Origin of the sequence: Pseudomonas morbosilactucae (genome assembly GCF_023241715.1) — a bacterium.
GTDB classification, from domain to species: domain Bacteria; phylum Pseudomonadota; class Gammaproteobacteria; order Pseudomonadales; family Pseudomonadaceae; genus Aquipseudomonas; species Aquipseudomonas morbosilactucae.
The window spans coordinates 86945-102592 of record NZ_JALQCW010000006.1 but is presented as its reverse complement, the minus strand read 5'-3'; the positions used below and the strand labels follow the sequence as shown (position 1 = coordinate 102592).

The following is a 15648-nucleotide window of genomic DNA, read 5'->3' as shown; positions in this document are numbered from 1 at the left end:
GCCTTGGGTATTGCTCCATGGAGTAGCATGGCGGCCTACCCGATACGGAGTGCGCCATGTCTCTTGCGGTGATTCAAATGGTCAGCCAGAGCGATGTGCTGGCCAATCTGGCCCAGGCCCGACGCCTGCTTGAGCAGGCTGCGGCCGGTGGCGCGCGCCTGGCGGTCCTGCCGGAAAACTTCGCTGCCATGGGGCGTCGCGACGTGGCCGCTATCGGTCGCGCCGAAGCCTTGGGTGAAGGGCCGATCCTGCCCTGGTTGAAACAGACCGCCCGCGACCTCAAGTTATGGATAGTGGGCGGCACGTTGCCGTTGCCACCGTTGCATCAGCCAGAAGGCAAAGCCAATGCCTGTTCGCTGTTGATCGACGAGCACGGCGAGGTGGCCGCCCGTTACGACAAGCTGCACTTGTTCGATGTGGACGTGGCCGATCAGCGTGGCCGTTACCGTGAATCCGATGACTATGCTCATGGCAGCCAAGTGGTGGTGGCGGATACCCCGGTCGGCCGCTTGGGCCTGACGGTCTGTTACGACCTGCGCTTTCCCGAGTTGTACAGCGAGTTGCGCGCTGCCGGGGCGGAGCTGATTACCGCGCCCTCAGCGTTCACCGCGGTAACCGGCGCGGCGCATTGGGAGGTGCTGATTCGCGCCCGTGCCATCGAGACCCAGTGCTACCTGCTGGCGGCTGCCCAGGGCGGCGTTCACCCAGGCCCCCGCGAGACCTTTGGCCATGCCGCCATTGTCGATCCCTGGGGGCGGGTGCTGGCAGAACAGGATCAAGGCGAGGCCGTGCTGCTGGCCCAACGCGATAGCAGCGAACAGGCGTCCATCCGGGCGCGGATGCCGGTGGCCAGTCACCGGCGCTTTTTCTCGCAAGGCGCCCAGCGACTTGCTTAAGAACGACGAATTTAAGGCGCAAAGCATATGAGCGGGTTGTTGTCCTCAGTCAGTGAACACCTTTTAGCCCCTGGTGGCGTGACCATTGAAAGCCTGCAGAGTGTGCTGGGCGATCTGGCCGGCCCTGGGATCGATGCTGCCGACCTGTATTTCCAGGGGCAGATTTCCGAGTCCTGGTCCCTGGAAGACGGCATCGTCAAGGAAGGCAGTTTCAACCTTGATCAGGGCGTTGGCGTGCGGGCGCAATCCGGTGAGAAGACCGGCTTTGCCTACAGCAATGCCATCACCCTCGAAGCGCTGGGCCAGGCGGCGCGTGCGGCGCGCTCGATTTCCCGGGCCGGGCAGAACGGCAGCGTGCAGGCCTTCAGCACTCAGGACGTGGCGCAGTTGTACGCGCCGGACAACCCCCTGGAAGTCATCAGCCGTGCCGAGAAGGTCGAGCTGCTCAAACGCATCGATGTCGCCACCCGTGCCCTGGACCCGCGCATCCAGCAGGTCAGCGTGAGCATGGCCGGGGTCTGGGAGCGCATCCTGGTGGCTTCCACCGATGGCGGCTTGAGCGCCGATGTGCGGCCGCTGGTGCGTTTCAATGTCAGCGTGATTGTCGAGCAGAACGGCCGGCGCGAGCGCGGCGGCCATGGTGGCGGTGGGCGCACCGACTACCGGTACTTCCTCAGTGAAGACCGCGCCATGGGGTATGCCCGTGAGGCGCTGCGCCAGGCCCTGGTGAATCTGGAAGCCATTCCGGCACCGGCCGGCACCTTGCCGGTGGTGCTGGGCTCCGGCTGGTCCGGGGTGTTGCTGCACGAAGCGGTGGGCCACGGCCTGGAAGGCGATTTCAACCGCAAGGGCAGTTCGGCCTACAGCGGGCGCATGGGTGAAATGGTCGCCTCGAAGCTGTGCACCATCGTCGATGATGGCACCCTGGCCGGCCGTCGCGGCTCGCTGACCGTGGACGATGAAGGCACCCCGACCGAGTGCACCACCCTGATCGAAAACGGCGTGCTCAAAGGCTATATGCAGGACAAGCTCAACGCCCGCCTGATGGGCGTGGCGCGCACCGGCAACGGTCGTCGCGAATCCTATGCGCACCTGCCGATGCCGCGCATGACCAACACTTACATGCTGGCGGGCGAAAGCGACCCGGCGGAAATCATTGCCTCGGTGAAAAAGGGTATCTACTGCGCCAACCTGGGTGGCGGCCAAGTGGACATCACCAGCGGCAAGTTCGTGTTCTCCACCAGCGAGGCGTACCTGATCGAAGACGGCAAGATCACCGCTCCAGTCAAGGGCGCGACCCTGATCGGCAACGGCCCGGAAGCCATGAGCAAAGTGTCCATGGTCGGCAATGACTTGTCGCTGGACAGCGGCGTGGGGACCTGTGGCAAGGATGGCCAATCGGTGCCGGTGGGCGTGGGTCAGCCGACCCTGAAAATCGATGGCATCACAGTGGGTGGCACGGGAGCTTGAGGCGTGGAGCGGCGGGTGGGCTGCGTGGCAACCCACCCGGTGCGAGGATCAGCGCAGACCGCGTTGAACTTCGTCCAGCTCACGGATGTACTTGAAGATTTTACGGCTGGAGGCCGGCGCCTTGTTATGGGCCAGCTCATGCTGCGCCTGACGGATCAGGGAGCGCAGTTGTTGACGGTCCGCTTCCGGATAGTCAACGACGAACTTCTCCAGCACGCCGTCATCGCCTGCGATCAGGCGATCGCGCCAGCGTTCCAGGCCGTGGAAGCGTTCGTTGTACTGCCGGGTGGAGGCATCGAGTTGGTCAAGCAGTTGCAGAATCGCCGCAGTGTCCTGGTCACGCATCAGCTTGCCGATGAATTGCAGGTGGCGTTTACGGGCGATGTTCGCAGTGTGCTTGGGCGCATCGGCCAGAGCCCGGCGCATGGCGTCGGTCAACGGCAGTTTTGCCAGCAAGTCGGGTTTGAGTGTTGTAAGGCGCTCGCCGAGGTCAACCAGAGCATGCAGCTCGCGTTTGACCTGGGATTTGCTTTTCTCCCCATCGAGGGAGTCGTCGTAAGAATCAACCATGGTGGCAGTCCGCAAAGAAACGCCGCCATGATAACCAGTCGGGGGCCGCTTGTCCGGCCCGGTCGCTCGAAGGCCTGAGCCGAAAGCAGAATTTGAGTGGAGAAAACCATGAGTGCAGCAGAAAGCGTCGGCCCACAAGCTTTGCCGGCACTGCAGGAACAGGTTGAGCAGATCATCGCCGAGGCCAAGCGCCAGGGCGCCAGCGCCTGTGAGGTCGCGGTTTCTCTGGAGCAGGGCCTGTCCACGTCGGTGCGTCAGCGGGAAGTGGAAACCGTCGAGTTCAATCGCGACCAGGGCTTTGGCATCACCTTGTATGTCGGCCAGCGCAAGGGCTCGGCCAGCACCTCCGCCAGCGGCCCGGATGCCATTCGCGAGACGGTCGCCGCGGCGCTGGCCATTGCCAAGCACACCTCGGAAGACGAGGCGTCGGGCCTGGCCGATGCGGCGCTGATGGCCAAGGACCTGAAGGACTTCGACCTGTTCCACGCCTGGGACATCACCCCGGAACAAGCCATCGAGCAGGCGCTGGCCTGCGAAGCGGCAGCCTTTGCCGCCGACAGCCGGATCAAGAACGCCGATGGCACCACCCTGAGCACCCATCAAGGTTGCCGCGTCTATGGCAACAGCCACGGCTTTGTTGGCGGTTATGCCTCGACCCGGCACAGCCTGAGCTGCGTGATGATTGCCGAGGCCAATGGCCAGATGCAGCGTGATTATTGGTACGACGTCAGCCGCCAGGGCAACCTGCTGGCTGACCCGGCCAGCATCGGCCAGAAAGCTGCACAGCGGGCCGCCAGCCGTCTGGGGGCGCGTCCGGTGCCGACCTGTGAAGTGCCTGTGCTGTTCTCCGCAGAACTGGCCGGTGGCTTGTTCGGCAGCTTCCTGGGGGCGATTTCCGGCGGCAATCTGTACCGCAAATCGTCATTTCTGGAGGGCGCCCTGGGCCAGCAACTGTTCCCGGAATGGCTGACCATCGACGAGCGCCCACACCTGATGCAGGCCATGGGCAGCGCGGCTTTCGACGGTGATGGCCTGGCCACTTACGCCAAGCCGTTCGTCGAGAAGGGCGAGTTGGTGTCTTACATTCTTGGCACTTACTCCGGGCGCAAGCTGGGGCTGCCGAGCACCGCCAACGCCGGCGGTGTGCACAACCTGTTTGTCACCCATGGCGACGAAGACCAGGCGGCGTTGTTGCGGCGCATGGGCCGCGGCCTGTTGGTCACCGAGTTGATGGGCCATGGCTTGAACATGGTCACCGGCGACTACTCCCGCGGCGCGGCGGGCTTCTGGGTGGAGAACGGCGAGATCCAGTTCGCGGTCCAGGAAGTGACCATCGCCGGCAACATGCGCGACATGTTCAAGCAAATCGTTGCCGTGGGTAACGACCTGGAACTGCGCAGCAATATCCGCACCGGTTCGGTGTTGATCGAGCGGATGACCGTCGCGGGCAGCTGATCTGATTGCAGGGCCCCAGGCGCGCCACCTTTTCGGGTGGCGCGCTTTTTTTTGAGCAAAATTCGTACACGCCAGATTGATTTGATTATCAATATCAGATAACAATGAGTCTCATTTCGTAGATGAGCCCCGGTCATGAGTACTGCCCTGCACGAGCAGCATTACCTCGAAAGCTGGCGTTGGATGAGCCGCCAGATCCGTTGTGCCCTTGATCCAGACGAGCCGCGCCTGATCGAACATTACCTGGCCGAGGGTCGCTATCTGGCCTGTTGCACCAGCACTTCCGCCTGGACCGTGGCTGAAACCTCCTTCCGTTTGTTGCTCGATACCGCGCTCGACACGGCCTTGCCCTGGCATTGGCGCAGCCAGTGCCTGGACCAGGCCTGGCGCCCCCTGCGTGATCTGGAGCGACTCTCTTTGTGCAAATGCCGGCTCAAGCGCTGGCAAAGCTATGCCTGGCAGTTGGCGACGTGCTCGCTGCTGCCTTCCATCCCCCTGATCGAACTGGTGCAAGGATTTCCCGATGAGTAATACCCGTATCGAACGCGACAGCATGGGCGAGTTGCAGGTCCCCGAGCACGCGTTGTATGGCGCGCAAACCCAGCGTGCGGTGGATAACTTTCCCATCAGCGGGCAGCGCATGCCGGCGCAGTTCATTCGCGCCTTGATCCTGGCGAAGGCTGCTGCGGCCAAGGCCAACGTCGAACTCCAGCAACTGAGCGAGTCGCAGGGCAAGGCCATTGTCGATGCCGCCCAGGGCCTGCTGGAAGGTGACTACATGCAGCACTTCCCGGTGGATATCTTCCAGACCGGCTCCGGCACCAGTTCGAACATGAACGCCAACGAAGTGCTGGCAACCCTGGCCAGCCGCCTGCTGGGCGAGGCGGTGAACGCCAACGACCATGTCAACTGCGGCCAGAGCAGCAACGACATCATCCCTACCACCATTCACGTCAGCGCCGCCTTGACCCTGCACGAACAACTGCTGCCGGCGCTGTTGCACCTGGTGGCAGTGATCGAGCGCAAGGCGGTCGAAGTTCATCCGTTCATCAAGACTGGACGTACTCACCTCATGGACGCGATGCCTGTGCGCATGAGCCAGGTGCTGGAAGGCTGGGCCCAGCAACTCAAGGCCAATATCGGTCACCTGCAAGACCTGCTGCCGAGCCTGCAGGCGCTGGCGCAGGGCGGCACGGCCGTCGGCACCGGGATCAACGCTCACCCTGAATTCGCCGCGCGGTTCAGCCAGCAGTTGAGCCGCTTGACCCAAGTGACGTTCACCCCGGGCGTGAACCTGTTCGCCCTGATCGGCTCCCAGGACACCGCCGTGGCAGTGTCCGGTCAGCTCAAGGCGATTGCGGTCTCGCTGATGAAGATCGCCAACGACTTGCGCTGGATGAACTCCGGTCCGCTGGCGGGCCTCGGCGAGATCGAACTGGAAGGCCTGCAGCCGGGCTCCTCGATCATGCCGGGCAAGGTCAACCCGGTGATACCGGAAGCCACCGCCATGGTGGCGGCGCAAGTGATTGGCAATGACTCGGTGATCACCGTGGCCGGCCAGTCGGGCAACTTCGAACTCAACGTGATGCTGCCGATCATTGCCCAGAATTTGCTGAGCAGTATCGAGTTGCTGGCCAACTCCAGCCGTCTGCTGGCCGACAAGGCCATCGCCAGCTTCAAGGTCAATGAACCCAAGCTCAAGGAAGCGCTGTCGCGCAACCCGATCCTGGTAACCGCCTTGAACCCGATCATCGGTTATCAAAAAGCCGCGGAAATCGCCAAGACCGCCTACAAGCAAGGGCGTCCGGTGATCGATGTGGCCCTGGAACACACCGATCTTTCCCGTAGCCAGCTGGAAGTCCTGCTGGATCCGGAAAAGCTCACCGCCGGCGGCGTGTAATCCCCGATCCGGCTTTGGAGGCTCACCATGGAACACTGGAAACGCACGATCGAAAGGGCCAATCGCTTCTTCATTCAGGGCGATCTTGTGGATGCTCGCGAGTATTACCTGCAGGCGCTGGCCTTGGCCCAGGTGCTGTTCGAGCGCTGGTCGGATGCCGATGAAGCCGTAGCGGCCTGCGTCATTTCCCACCACAACCTGGCCGACCTGCACTTGCGCCTGAACCAGCCGGAGGAAAGCGCGGAGTACCTCTGCGCTATCCACCAGCGCCTGTTGCAGACCCTGCAGGACAACCGGCTGCCTCTCGCTTTGCGCGAAGCGGCGTTTCGCCAAAGCAGCAAGACCTACGTTGAGCTGCTGAATTTCATCAGTGAACACGGCGAATACCCGCGTACGCATCGCTTGCTGGAGAACCACGTCGCGCAAATGGCGCCTGACGTCGCGATCCCGAATGGCCCACATTACGGAGCACATTGAATGTCCTTTACCTTGCCTGCACTGCCTTACGCCTACGACGCCCTGGAACCGCACATCGATGCGCAGACCATGGAAATTCACTACAGCAAGCACCACCAGACGTACATCAACAACCTCAATGCCGCGGTAGAAGGCACCGAGTGGGCTGACTGGTCGGTTGAAAAGCTGGTGGCCAGCGTCCAGCAGCTTCCAGAAAAACTCCGCGCTGCGGTGATCAACCAGGGTGGCGGGCATGCCAACCATTCGCTGTTCTGGGCGGTCATGACGCCGTCGGGTGGCGGCAAACCCGAGGGCGCTCTGTGGCAGGCCATCGAGGAACAACTGGGGGGCTTCGACAGCTTCAAAGAGGCGTTCACCAAAGCGGCGCTGACCCGTTTCGGTAGCGGCTGGGCCTGGCTCAGCGTGACCCCGGAGAAAAAGCTGGTGGTGGAGAGCAGCGGCAATCAGGACAGCCCGCTGATGAACGGCAACACCCCAATCCTTGGCCTGGACGTGTGGGAACACGCTTATTACCTGCGTTACCAGAACCGCCGGCCGGAATACATCAACGCGTTCTACAACGTCATCAACTGGCCTGAAGTGGCTCAGCGCTATCAAGCAGCCGTGGCTTGAGTCTCCAACCTGACAAGATCTAAGGCCGACTATGGGCACTGAAACACTGGCGATCAGCGGCGGACGAATGTTTCGTTATGCGTTCGGTTCGCTGTTGCTGTTGGCGGGGACCGCATTGCTGGTGGCTCAAGGACTGAGCTGGCTGAACCTGGAGCCGCGACTGTTGCGGGCGTTACAAGGCGGGGCGATCTGTGCCCTGGGCACGGCCCTTGGGGCTGTGCCGGTGCTGGTGATCCGCCGGATGCCTGTGGCGTTGAGCGACACATTGTTGGGGTTTGGTGCGGGCGTGATGCTGGCGGCCACCGCCTTTTCATTGATTGTTCCGGGCATTGCGGCCGCTGAAAGCCTGGGGCTTTCGCCCTGGGCCTCCAGTGGCCTGATCAGCTTGGGCATCATGCTGGGCGCGTTCTGCCTGTTTCTCGTGGATCGTAGGCTCTCCGGCGTCACTCCGGAGGTGCTGGTGGGCACGCCGCAGCACCCGTTGATTCCGCCGCGTATCTGGCTGTTTGTGTTTGCGATCATCGCCCATAACATTCCCGAAGGCATGGCGGTGGGGGTGTCGGCCGGTGGCGGTATGGCCGACGCTGACAGCCTGGCCATGGGCATTGCCCTGCAGGATGTGCCAGAGGGGCTGGTGATCGCGTTGGTGTTGGCAGGGGCGGGGATGTCGCGGGTCAGGGCGTTCCTGATCGGTGCTGCATCCGGCCTGGTTGAGCCGGTCTTTGCCCTGCTCTGTGCCTGGCTGGTCAGCCTTGCCGAGCTGTTGTTGCCCTTGGGCTTGGCCTTGGCGGCGGGGGCGATGCTCTTGGTGGTGACTCAGGAAGTGATTCCGGAGTCGCGACGCAACGGCAATGAAAAACTCGCCAGCCTTGGGCTGTGCATCGGCTTTTGTCTGATGATGGTGATGGATACGGCACTCGCTTGAGTGCCTGGCGGCAGGCTTGCCCTGTCGCCTTTACTCGCCTTCGTCGAAATAATTGTTGATCAGTGCCACCAGCGCATCCAGCGCTTCCTGCTCCTGCTCGCCTTCGGTTTTCAAATGAATCTTGGTGCCCTTGCCGGCGGCCAGCATCATCATGGCCATGATGCTTTTGCCGTCGACCATGGATTCCGGGGTTCTGCCCGCTCTGATCTGGCAAGGAAACTGACCGGCAACGCCGACGAATTTGGCTGAAGCACGGGCATGCAAGCCCAGTTTGTTGATGATTTCAATTTCCAGAGCAGGCATCGCGGGGTAGATCCTTTCAGCTAAGGTCGCGGTGGCGAACCTGGACGTTCTTCAGGGATTGTTGCAGCACCTGACCCAGGCGTTCGGTCAGGTAGACGGAGCGGTGATGCCCGCCCGTGCAGCCAATGGCAATAGTGACGTAGGCGCGGTTGCTGGCAGCGAAGCGCGGCAACCACTTGAGCAGGTAGCTGGAGATGTCCTGGAACATCTCCTCGACATCCGGCTGTGCCGCCAGGTACTCGGCAACCGGTTGATCCAGCCCCGACTGGTCGCGCAGCTCGGGTTTCCAATAGGGGTTGGGAAGGCAGCGCACATCGAATACCAGGTCCGCATCCACCGGCATCCCGCGTTTGAACCCGAATGACTCCACCAGGAACGCCGTGCCCGGTTCAGGCTGGTTCAACAGGCGCAACTTGATGGTGTCGCGCAGTTGGTACAGGTTCAGGTTGGTGGTGTTGACCTTGAGGTCGGCCAGATCGACGATCGGCCCGAGCAATTGGGTTTCGTCGTGAATGGCCTCCGCCAGGGAGCGATTAGCGCTGCTGAGCGGATGGCGCCGGCGGGTTTCCGAGAAGCGCTTGAGCAGGGTTTCCTCGTCGGCGTCCAGGTACAGCACATCGCACTGGATGTGCCGGGCACGGACTTCTTCCAGGAGCTCGGGGAAGCGCGACAAGTGGCTGGGCAGGTTGCGTGCGTCAATGGACACCGCCACCAGCGGTTGTGCCAGCTCGGTGTGGATCAACGCACGCTCGGCCAGCTCGGGCAGCAGCCCGGCGGGCAAGTTGTCGATGCAGTAGTAACCGTGGTCCTCAAGGACATCGAGGGCGGTGCTTTTACCCGAGCCGGAACGGCCGCTGACGATGATCAAACGCATGGCTAGTGACCGTTCTGTTCGTCCAGGACAACCTGATACAGGGCTTCATTGCTGGAGGCACTGCGCAGCCGGTCACGCACTTCCTTGCGATCCAGCATGCTGGCGATCTGCCGAAGCAGTTCCAAGTGAGCATCGGTGGCCGCTTCCGGGACCAGCAATACGAACAGCAGGTCGACCGGAGCGCCATCAATGGCGTCGAAATCGATAGGGGCGTCCAGGTGCATCAAGGCGCTGATAGGCGACTCGCACCCTTTTAGACGGCAGTGAGGAATGGCGATGCCGTTGCCAAAACCCGTAGAACCGAGTTTTTCACGGGCAATCAGGCTCTCGAAGACATCCTGCATCTCCAGATCAGGCACTTCGCGGCTGATCAGGTTGGCAATTTGTTCGAGGGCGCGTTTTTTACTGCCGCCCGGCACGTTCACGAGGGAACGGCCGGGGGTCAGGATACTTTCAAGTCGGATCATGGGAGGGGAGTGTTAGCGACCCGTGCCTTGGAGAAGGTGGAGTTGCTTTTCCTTATGCTTTTTCAGTTGGCGGTCGAGCTTGTCCGTGAGCAGGTCAATCGCAGCATACATATCGTCATGTTCTGCATTGGCGACAACCTCCCCACCGTGGATGTGCAGCGTGGCTTCGATTTTCTGTTTCAGTTTCTCGACAGCCATCGTTACCTGCACATTGGTAATCTTGTCAAAGTGGCGCTCCAGTCGGTCGAGTTTTTCGCCGATATAAGCGCGCAGGGGTTCGGTCACTTCCAGTTGGTGTCCACTGATGTTGACTTGCATACAGCTTCTCCTTCGTTGCCAGTGCATAAGGCGGCAGGCTGGGTTGCCTGCCACTTAGGTTGTGTCCGAAATCATCCTTGCCTGATTGCTGCTCGGTTGCTTTCGAACACACCCTGGAACGCTGTGGCTAGCCCGGCGACTACATCAACCGCTTCCGTTCGCTGGAAGGCGCGATCCCAAGGGATTCGCGGTACTTGGCGACGGTACGACGGGCTACCTGAATGCCTTGTGCCTCCAGTAAACCAGCGATCTTGCTGTCACTCAACGGCTTTTTCTGATTTTCCGCAGCGACCAGTTTTTTGATGATCGCGCGGATCGCCGTGGACGAGCATTCGCCGCCTTCGGAGGTGCTGACGTGGCTGGAGAAAAAGTATTTCAGTTCATATATGCCCCGTGGGGTATGCATGAATTTTTGCGTGGTCACCCGGGAAATGGTCGATTCGTGCATGCCCACCGCCTCAGCGATATCGTGCAGGACCAACGGCTTCATCGCTTCGTCACCGTACTCGAGGAAGCCCCGCTGGTGTTCGACGATCTGGGTGGCGACCTTCATCAGGGTTTCGTTGCGGCTTTGCAGGCTCTTGATGAACCAGCGCGCTTCCTGCAGCTGGTTGCGCATGAAGGTGTTGTCGGCGCTGGTGTCGGCGCGGCGGACAAAACCGGCGTATTGCGCATTCACTCGCAGGCGCGGTACGGATTCCTGATTGAGCTCTACCAGCCAGCGCTCGTTGTCCTTGCGCACAATAACGTCGGGCACAACGTATTCGGCTTCGCTGGACTCGATTTGCGAGCCCGGGCGCGGGTTGAGGCTCTGTACCAGTTCGATGACTTGGCGCAGCTCGTCTTCCTTGAGCTTCATGCGCCGCATCAGTTGGCTGTAGTCGCGGCTGCCCAGCAGGTCGATGTAGTCGGTGACCAGGCGCTGGGCTTCGGCCAGCCATGGGGTCTTGGCCGGCAGTTGACGCAATTGCAGGAGCAGGCATTCGCCCAGGTTGCGGGCGCCGATGCCGGCCGGTTCGAATTGCTGGATGCGATGCAGGACGGCTTCGATCTCGTCCAGTTCGATGTCCAGTTCCGGATCGAAGGCGTCGAGGATCTCCTCGAGGGTTTCATCCAGGTAGCCCTGATTGTTGATGCAATCGATCAGGGTCACGGCGATCAGGCGATCGGTGTCCGACATCGGGGCCAGGTTCAATTGCCAGAGCAGATGGCTCTGCAGGCTTTCGCCGGCGGAGGTACGGGTGGTGAAGTCCCACTCGTCGTCATCGTTGCTCGGCAGGCTGCTGGCGCTGGTCTGGTAGACGTCTTCCCAGGCAGTGTCGACGGGCAGCTCGTTGGGGATGCGCTCGTTCCATTCGCCTTCCTCGAGGTTGTCCACCGTGGGGGCGGTTTCCTGGTAGGAGGGTTCCTGGATGTCGGTGTTGGGTTTCTGCTCGGCGTTGTCGGCCAATGGGTCGCTGTTATCGAAGTCGTCGCCTTCTTCCTGGCGTTCGAGCATCGGATTGGACTCCAGGGCCTCCTGGATTTCCTGTTGCAGGTCCAGGGTCGACAATTGGAGCAGGCGGATGGCCTGTTGCAGCTGCGGTGTCATCGTCAGCTGCTGGCCCATTCTCAGGACTAGCGATGGTTTCATGGCAGGGGCTTAACACCTTATTCGCCGGCGCACATGCGCCATCCACTACAGGGCGCCGAGGCGCCAAACATAAGCAAATTATATGCCTGAAACTGAAGTGTTTGCCTAGAGCGCTGTAACAATAAAAATTGCAGGATTTTATTGCTTGCGGCGCCCTGGCGACTGGCCAAACACCTCAGTGCTTACAGGCGGAACTCATGGCCCAGGTAGACTTCCTTGACCAATTCATTGGCCAGGATGGTCTCGGAGTCGCCTTCGGCAATCAGCTGGCCGTCGTTGACGATGTAAGCGGTTTCGCAGATATCCAGGGTTTCACGGACGTTATGGTCGGTGATCAGCACACCAATGCCCTTGGCCTTGAGGTGATGAATGATCTGCTTGATGTCGCCGACCGAGATCGGGTCGACACCGGCGAAGGGTTCGTCCAGCAGGATGAACTTTGGTGCGGTAGCCAGGGCGCGAGCAATTTCCACACGGCGGCGTTCACCACCGGACAGGCTCATGCCCAGGTTGTCGCGGATGTGGTTGATGTGGAATTCCTGCAGCAGGCTCTCCAGCTCTTTGCGCCGACCGGCCTTGTCGAGTTCCTTGCGGGTCTCGAGGATGGCCATGATGTTGTCGGCCACCGACAGCTTGCGAAAGATCGAGGCTTCCTGGGGCAGATAACCGATACCGGCACGGGCGCGGCCGTGCATGGGCTGGTGGCTGACATCCAGGTCGTCGATCATGACCCGGCCCTGATCCGCCTGGACCAGGCCGACGATCATGTAGAAGCAGGTGGTCTTGCCGGCGCCGTTGGGGCCGAGCAGGCCGACGATCTGGCCGCTGTCGATGGACAGGCTGACGTCACGCACGACCTGACGGCTCTTGTAGCTCTTGGCCAGATGCTGAGCTTTCAGAGTTGCCATTACTGGGCCTTCTGCTCTTCAGTTTTCTTTTTCGGCTGGATCACCATGTCGATCCGCGGACGTGGCGCGGTCACCGAGCTGCCATTGGCGCGGCCGGCATTGGCGACCTGCTTGACGGTGTCGTAGACGATTTTCTCGCCTTCGGTGGTGTTGCCGTCATTGATGACCTTGGCTTTGTCGATCAGCACGATGCGGTTCTGCTGGGCGTGGTACTGGATGGTCACTGCGTAGGCCTGGACCGGTTTCTGGTCGGTGGCTTTCTGCAGTTGCTCGAAGTAGGCCAGGTTGCCCACCGAGGTCACCACGTCGATCTCGCCCGAGGTGGCGCGGGTAATGGTCACGGTGTTGCCGGTGATCTTCATCGAACCTTGGGTAATGATCACGTCACCCTTGTAGGTGGCGATGCCTTGTTTGTCATCCAGTTGCGCGTCATCGGCCTGGATGCGGATGGGTTGCTGGCTATCGTTCGGCAGAGCCCAGGCGCTCACGCTTCCCAGTGCTGCGCCCAGACTGAGCAAAATAGGGAGGGTTTTAACGAGCCTCATACTGTCCTCTTACGTTCGATAGCAGGTTCATCCTGCCGTCTTTCAAATACGCTTTCATTCCCTTGGCAGTCGTCACGCCGCCGGCGCCGTCGATTCTAACGGCTTGCTCGGTCTGCGCATATTGCTTCTGCGGGAATACTGTCATCCGGCTGGTGGTGATCAGCAGGTTGCGATTCTTGTCGTCTTTGCGGGCAACCCGTACCGAATCGATCAGCTCGACCTGGGTGCCGTCCGGGTTGACCTCGCCACGCTCGCTCTGGACGTGCCAGGGGAAGGTGGTGCCGCGGTACATCTGCAGGTCAGGCTTGGTCAGCAGGGTGACTTCGGTGGTCTTGACGTGCTCGACCTTGTCCGAGGTCATTTCGTACTGCATCTTGCCGTCGGGCAGGTACTGCACGCTGCGGGCGTTGATCACGTAATAGTCGATGGCGCTTTCGTCGACCTGGGCCACAGGCTTGTCGAGAAAACGTTCCGGGCTGATGTTCCAGTAGCCCACGGCCGCGAACAGCGCGGTGATGACCCCGAAAATCAGGATGTTGCGAATCTTTTTGCTCAGCATAAGGGGCTCTATAAGTAAGCGGCGTTGGCCGCATCGAGGCTGCCTTGGGCACGCAGGATCAATTCGCAGAACTCACGTGCGGCGCCTTCGCCGCCCCGGGCCTGGGTGATGCCGTGGGCGTGCTCGCGGACGAAGCTGGCCGCATTGGCCACAGCCATGCCCAGGCGACGCGACGGATCACGGGCAGGTCCGGCAGATCGTCACCCAGGTACGCGACCTGTTCGTAGCTTAGGTTGAGTTGGCCGAGAAGCTCGTCCAGGACCACCAATTTATCCTCGCGGCCCTGATACAGGTGGGGAATCCCCAGGTTCTTGGCGCGGCGCTCGACCACCGGGGTCTTGCGCCCGCTGATGATTGCCGTCTGCACACCGGCGGCCATCAGCATCTTGATGCCTTGGCCATCCAGGGTGTTGAAGGTCTTGAATTCGCTGCCGTCTTCGAGAAAGTACAGGCGGCCATCGGTGAGCACGCCGTCGACGTCGAACACCGCCAGTTTGATGTGTTTGCCACGTTGCAGCAGATCGTCGCTCATTACATGACTCCCGCGCGCAGCAGGTCGTGCATGTTCAAGGCGCCGATGGGGCGGTCATCCTTGTCCACCACCACCAGGGCGCTGATTTTGTGATCTTCCATGATTTTCAGGGCTTCGGCCGCGAGCATGTCGGCGCGGGCGGTCTTGCCGTGAGGGGTCATGACGTCATCGATGCTGGCTTCATGGATGTTGATGGCGCGGTCCAGGGTCCGGCGCAAGTCACCGTCGGTGAAGATCCCGGCCAGGCGGCCATCGGCTTCGAGGACCACGGTCATGCCCAAACCTTTACGAGTCATTTCCATGAGCGCGTCTTTAAGCAGGGTGCCGCGCTGCACGTTCGGCAGTTCGGCGCCTTCGTGCATCACGTTCTCGACTTTCAGCAGCAGGCGACGGCCCAGCGCGCCACCTGGGTGCGAGAAGGCGAAGTCTTCGGCGGTGAAGCCACGGGCTTCCAGCAGGGCCACGGCCAGGGCATCACCCATTACCAGGGCGGCGGTGGTCGAGGAGGTTGGTGCCAGGTTCAGCGGGCAGGCCTCGGTCTCGACGTGCACGTTGAGGTTGACCTCGGCGGCCTTGGCCAGCGGCGAGTTCGGGTTGCCGGTGATGCTGATCAGCTGGATGCCCAGGCGTTTGATCAGCGGCAGCAGGGTGACGATTTCGTTGGTGGAGCCGGAGTTGGACAGCGCCAGGATCACGTCGTCCCGGGTGATCATGCCCATGTCGCCGTGGCTGGCTTCGGCTGGGTGGACAAAAAATGCCGTGGTGCCGGTGCTGGCCAGGGTGGCGGCAATCTTGTTGCCGATGTGCCCGGACTTGCCCATGCCGACCACGACCACTCGGCCCTTGCTGGCCAGAATCATCTCGCAAGCGCGTACGAAATCTGCGTCGATATGGGGCAGCAAGCCTTCTACGGCCTGAATTTCGAGGCGGATGGTGCGTTGTGCTGATTGAATCAGGTCGCTGGATTGGCTCATGTCTGAAATCGTATAGCCCGATGAAAAGGCGGCGATTATAGCGGTAATGAACAAATCCCTCACGCAAGTTCGTCAGGCTTTGTTGCGCCGGGCTGGGGAAAGCGCTGAATCGCCTGTCCTCGACCTGAACGGCCTCGGCTTCGGCCTTGGGCGCTCCGTATCAGCAGTGATATAGTTCGCCGCCAGTTCGGCCTGCCCTGAGGATGTACTCCCGGCAGGGAGCCAAGCGT

The 15648-nt window shown here is 61.3% G+C and carries 18 protein-coding genes and 1 pseudogene; 8 read left to right on the top strand and 11 right to left on the bottom strand.

What is annotated here, in order from left to right; translation table 11 throughout:
- The first annotated feature begins 56 nt into the window (after nucleotides 1–56).
- Entirely contained in the window at nucleotides 57–896 is an 840-nt protein-coding gene (locus tag M1B34_RS03770) for a carbon-nitrogen hydrolase family protein (protein WP_123337198.1), read from the top strand.
- Nucleotides 897–923: 27 nt separating this feature from the next.
- Nucleotides 924–2366: a metalloprotease TldD gene (tldD, locus tag M1B34_RS03765; protein WP_268262870.1), complete on the top strand. Its 1443-nt coding sequence runs from the start codon at nucleotides 924–926 to the stop codon at nucleotides 2364–2366.
- 48 nt (nucleotides 2367–2414) lie between these two features.
- Here the strand turns inward: tldD and yjgA are convergent, their stop codons facing one another.
- Nucleotides 2415–2936, bottom strand: a complete 522-nt coding sequence (yjgA, locus tag M1B34_RS03760; protein ID WP_123337194.1) for a ribosome biogenesis factor YjgA — start codon at nucleotides 2934–2936, stop codon at nucleotides 2415–2417.
- A 108-nt stretch (nucleotides 2937–3044) separates the two neighbouring features.
- Here yjgA and pmbA point away from each other — a divergent pair, with 108 nt between their 5' ends.
- The 6 genes from pmbA to M1B34_RS03730 all read left to right on the top strand — a co-directional run bounded on the left by pmbA (nucleotide 3045) and on the right by M1B34_RS03730 (nucleotide 8305).
- Nucleotides 3045–4391, top strand: a complete 1347-nt coding sequence (gene pmbA, locus M1B34_RS03755) for a metalloprotease PmbA (RefSeq protein ID WP_268262869.1) — start codon at nucleotides 3045–3047, stop codon at nucleotides 4389–4391.
- Nucleotides 4392–4526: 135 nt separating this feature from the next.
- Complete coding sequence (locus M1B34_RS03750) at nucleotides 4527–4922, top strand: FagA protein (protein ID WP_123337190.1); 396 nt, start codon at nucleotides 4527–4529, stop codon at nucleotides 4920–4922.
- On the top strand, nucleotides 4915–6291 hold the full coding sequence (locus M1B34_RS03745; protein ID WP_123337188.1) for a class II fumarate hydratase: 1377 nt from the start codon (nucleotides 4915–4917) through the stop codon (nucleotides 6289–6291). The genes M1B34_RS03750 and M1B34_RS03745 overlap by 8 nt, the downstream gene beginning before the upstream one ends.
- A 27-nt stretch (nucleotides 6292–6318) precedes the next feature.
- Nucleotides 6319–6768: a hypothetical protein gene (locus M1B34_RS03740; protein WP_123337186.1), complete on the top strand. Its 450-nt coding sequence runs from the start codon at nucleotides 6319–6321 to the stop codon at nucleotides 6766–6768.
- Nucleotides 6769–7380, top strand: a complete 612-nt coding sequence (locus M1B34_RS03735) for a superoxide dismutase (RefSeq protein WP_123337184.1) — start codon at nucleotides 6769–6771, stop codon at nucleotides 7378–7380.
- A 31-nt stretch (nucleotides 7381–7411) separates the two neighbouring features.
- Nucleotides 7412–8305 (top strand): ZIP family metal transporter, encoded by an 894-nt coding sequence (locus M1B34_RS03730; protein ID WP_123337182.1) that lies wholly within the window; start codon nucleotides 7412–7414, stop codon nucleotides 8303–8305.
- A gap of 30 nt (nucleotides 8306–8335) precedes the next feature.
- On the opposite strand, the gene M1B34_RS03725 is transcribed toward M1B34_RS03730, so the two are convergent.
- From M1B34_RS03725 to M1B34_RS03680, 10 genes and pseudogenes are all read right to left on the bottom strand, one after another.
- Nucleotides 8336–8608, bottom strand: coding sequence for an HPr family phosphocarrier protein (locus M1B34_RS03725; protein WP_060837549.1), 273 nt, complete (start codon nucleotides 8606–8608; stop codon nucleotides 8336–8338).
- A gap of 16 nt (nucleotides 8609–8624) precedes the next feature.
- Nucleotides 8625–9482, bottom strand: a complete 858-nt coding sequence (gene rapZ, locus M1B34_RS03720; RefSeq protein WP_123337179.1) for an RNase adapter RapZ — start codon at nucleotides 9480–9482, stop codon at nucleotides 8625–8627.
- Nucleotides 9483–9484: 2 nt separating this feature from the next.
- Nucleotides 9485–9949, bottom strand: coding sequence for a PTS IIA-like nitrogen regulatory protein PtsN (gene ptsN / locus M1B34_RS03715; protein WP_123337177.1), 465 nt, complete (start codon nucleotides 9947–9949; stop codon nucleotides 9485–9487).
- Nucleotides 9950–9961: 12 nt separating this feature from the next.
- Nucleotides 9962–10267, bottom strand: a complete 306-nt coding sequence (gene hpf / locus M1B34_RS03710; protein WP_016966642.1) for a ribosome hibernation-promoting factor, HPF/YfiA family — start codon at nucleotides 10265–10267, stop codon at nucleotides 9962–9964.
- Nucleotides 10268–10406: 139 nt separating this feature from the next.
- The gene (locus M1B34_RS03705) at nucleotides 10407–11900 is read right to left on the bottom strand and encodes an RNA polymerase factor sigma-54 (protein WP_123337175.1); all 1494 of its coding nucleotides are present in this window, start codon (nucleotides 11898–11900) and stop codon (nucleotides 10407–10409) included.
- Nucleotides 11901–12082: 182 nt separating this feature from the next.
- Nucleotides 12083–12808, bottom strand: coding sequence for an LPS export ABC transporter ATP-binding protein (gene lptB, locus M1B34_RS03700; protein ID WP_123337173.1), 726 nt, complete (start codon nucleotides 12806–12808; stop codon nucleotides 12083–12085).
- Nucleotides 12808–13353, bottom strand: a complete 546-nt coding sequence (lptA, locus tag M1B34_RS03695) for a lipopolysaccharide transport periplasmic protein LptA (protein WP_123337171.1) — start codon at nucleotides 13351–13353, stop codon at nucleotides 12808–12810. The genes lptB and lptA overlap by 1 nt, the downstream gene beginning before the upstream one ends.
- A complete protein-coding gene (gene lptC, locus M1B34_RS03690; RefSeq protein ID WP_268264467.1) occupies nucleotides 13340–13912 on the bottom strand; it encodes an LPS export ABC transporter periplasmic protein LptC in 573 nt (190 codons plus the stop codon). The genes lptA and lptC overlap by 14 nt, the downstream gene beginning before the upstream one ends.
- Before the next feature lie 8 nt (nucleotides 13913–13920).
- A pseudogene (locus M1B34_RS03685) lies at nucleotides 13921–14444 on the bottom strand (KdsC family phosphatase).
- Nucleotides 14444–15418 carry a KpsF/GutQ family sugar-phosphate isomerase gene (locus tag M1B34_RS03680; protein WP_123337165.1) on the bottom strand — a complete coding sequence of 325 codons (975 nt, stop codon included), beginning with the start codon at nucleotides 15416–15418 and terminating at the stop codon, nucleotides 14444–14446. The pseudogene M1B34_RS03685 and the gene M1B34_RS03680 overlap by 1 nt, the downstream one beginning before the upstream one ends.
- Nucleotides 15419–15648: the final 230 nt, after the last annotated feature.